Origin of the sequence: Acetobacter sp. (assembly GCF_047723915.1) — a bacterium.
GTDB lineage: Bacteria > Pseudomonadota > Alphaproteobacteria > Acetobacterales > Acetobacteraceae > Acetobacter.
On record NZ_JBDOBQ010000053.1, the window covers coordinates 1 to 2,883 of the forward strand.

Annotated in this window: 2 protein-coding genes and 1 pseudogene; all 3 read right to left on the minus strand. The window is 61.6% G+C overall.

Annotated elements, in window-relative coordinates; genetic code table 11:
* Positions 1–148, minus strand: a pseudogene (locus tag ABF990_RS14575) (multidrug ABC transporter); the annotation flags it as partial.
* A gap of 210 nt (positions 149–358) precedes the next feature.
* Entirely contained in the window at positions 359–877 is a 519-nt protein-coding gene (locus ABF990_RS14580; RefSeq protein ID WP_415501047.1) for a Spy/CpxP family protein refolding chaperone, read from the minus strand.
* A 500-nt stretch (positions 878–1,377) separates the two neighbouring features.
* Positions 1,378–2,727: an ATP-grasp domain-containing protein gene (locus ABF990_RS14585; RefSeq protein WP_415506672.1), complete on the minus strand. Its 1,350-nt coding sequence runs from the start codon at positions 2,725–2,727 to the stop codon at positions 1,378–1,380.
* Between the last annotated feature and the right edge of the window lie 156 nt (positions 2,728–2,883).

The following is a 2,883-nucleotide window of genomic DNA, read 5'->3' on the forward strand; positions in this document are numbered from 1 at the left end:
CCGCCCCCCCGCCCAGATCGTGCTCCAGTTCGGGAAAGGCCGGCAGATACATGTCCGTGGCCAGTGGGCCTATGGCCGTCACCAGCCCGAGCAGCACAATGATGGGAAAGGACAGGGAAACAGTCGGTGTCGAAGCGGTAGAGGGCATACACAAAGGACCTGGCGATTAATCGGTTATTTTTTCCTGTTCGGGGGCATTTGTCCACCGGCAGGAACGCAAGGCGGCCTTCCGTCAACGCGTGGCACGTCACACACGACAAAAACAAACGGGCCGCCGGTCGAACCGGCAGCCCGCAGGAAAGCCCGTTACAGCCCTGTGTCAACAGGGCTCCGCCGGAATATGCTCAGCACAAGCCCTTTATTTGGCGTCGTCACCGGGCGGCGGGGGTGGGGGGGCATCCATATCGCAGCCATGCATGTGCTTGGGCGGCTCATCGGCCTTGGCGGCAATTTCCTTGAGCTGGTCAGGCGTCAGCACATCGTGGATCTGCACTTCGGTCTGGAGGTGCCGGGCTGTGTGCTGGCTCTCGATCGTGTCGATCTGCTGTGTCAGGGCCTGCAGCTTGGTCTGGTCAACCGGGCCGGGCGTTGTCAGCAGGGTGGTGATCTGCTTGTGCAGATCGTGCATCTGCTGCATGCCCGCCTTGGGATCGGTCGGCTTGCTGGCCTCGAAAATCGCCTTGATTTTTGTTTTCTGGTCCGCCGTCAGGTTGATGCCCTTGAGCCGCAGGACAGGCGGCATGCCAAAACCATGGTGCATGGGCCCACAGCCTTTATGCCCCTTGGGGGGATGGGATGCGTCCTCCGCGTGAGCAAAAGGGCCTGAAAAGGCTGACAGTCCCGCCACAAGGGCTGTGGCCAGCATAATTTTTTTCATCAGATACCGCCTTCTACGTCCAAGAATAACCCTGCGGGGCAATATGCTCCCCGCCTAGGGGAACTGTGCCAACAAGTAATGTCCGAAAAAAGGCAGGGTTTCACTTAAAATTGCAGACCGGAAATGCCAGCCCCTGCCGCACGGCACACCCTATGGGGCGCACAGGAGGCTGAAGCACCGAAAAACGCGGGCAAAACACCCCCACCCACGACTTTTCAGGCTGGCGGCATGATAGCGATCCGTCCGCCCCGACATAAAACAATAACAGAGCCCCTGCATGGCGGGCCTGCTTTTACCGTGCGACACACCCCTGCGCCCTGAAGCACCACGCACCGCGTTGGGCGCAGCCGCCGGGGCCTTCGCGCCCTTGCGGCACTGTACGGACGGCAGGTTTCAGGCACCATACATCCGGTGATGGGCACCCGGCAGTGGGCACCTGCCGGGTGCCAGATAGATGTCAGGTGGGACCAGACGAGTGGCAGATGGGGGGCAGGTGAGCGTCAGACGGGTGCGCTACTCGCGGCCCGGGGCTCTGGCGCACCATCAGGCGCACCATCAGGCGCATCATCTGGCGCACACCCGAGCGCCCTGCTGCGCACCATGGCCTGAAACGCGGTGAAAATGTTCTGCATCTGCGGAATTTTGTAGGGGAACAGTGTTACGTCATCCATGGCGTGAATAATCAGGGCGTTGGACAGTTCAAACACCAGCAGATCGCCATTGGGCATTTCCGCGCAGTCGAACCCGAAATAATCGAGCCCGATCCGCTGCCCGATCCCCTGAAGGGCCGCGGCATGCCTGCGCGCGAAATCGCTCTCGAACCCGGCCATGGCCGCCGCTTCCTCCGCCCGCTTTGCGGGGTCGGCCTCCATTTCCGGGTAGGGGTAATGAACCATCCAGTGCCGCGACAGTCCCATATGCGCCAGAAAAGGCTGACCAGCGACCATGACAACCCGAAACTTGCGAAACACCCCGTCCGGCGATGCGTAATCCATATAATTGGCAATAAAGAACGCATCCCCCTCGACCTGCCGCACATACGCGGTCATATCGGCGGCATTCGCGATACGGCTGAGATGAATACCCGCATGCGCCCCCTGAGGTCGCACAATAACGGGAAACCGCAGATCGGGGTGTATCTGTTCGGGCGCGAGAGCACCCGCCGCAATCCGCTCCAGCACCGTACGGTCAACCCGGTGGGTCGAGACCATGCACAGGCCCGGCACATCGGCCAGCACCCTGTAGGCATCGGCGCGGGACAGTTGCGCAATGCGTTGCGGCAGGTTCAGAACCGGGCGGGGCCAGTTACGCAAAAACGCGGCAAGCCGCGCCAGCGTCGCGACATGCGTGTCCGCCTCGCCCACGGCCACGAACACCACATCGTGCGGCGGCAGGCGGGTCGGCCATGGCAGATCCGGCCCCACATACAGCACGTCAAGCGTGAAGCCAGCATGATCGAGCATGCATTCGAACGGGGTGTTCGCACTCAGATCGCCGGGGGTCTTGATCATCAGCAGCCGGATCGCACCGGCCCCACCCGTAACAAGCCGGAAGAGCTGGCGGTGTTTGAGCGCACCATCCAGAACGTTCAGCCCGCTTTCCTTCTCGAAACATAATTGCAGAATGAGCGAGAGATCGAGCATGGCATAGGGGTCGGCCTTGTGTTCCACACGCCCGCGCAGCGTATCCACATGGCCTGACAGGTCCTGTTTGTGAAAAGCGGCCCGCACCAGTGCCGACAGCCCCAGCACGGGAGGAGCCCGGTCCTGGGTCAGGCTTTCGTCGAACACGGGCTGGCTCCCGGCGGCATGGGGGGGCGTATCGAGCTTGGCCATAGGAAATAACGTCACTTTCGCACTTGATCTGCGACCTGAAGAAAAAGCTGGATCGAACCGCGCAACCCAGTCGCGCTTACCATACCGTATGGACCGTGTTCTGCCAAAACGCGCCCCATGCCCCCTGCTCTTATACACCTCACCGAGCCCACGCGACCCAGCTACATCGCG

What these genes read in the sequence shown, in the direction of transcription:
- ABF990_RS14580 (WP_415501047.1), bottom strand. Translation starts at nt 877, where the DNA reads ATGAAAAAAATTATGCTGGCCACAGCCCTTGTGGCGGGACTGTCAGCC.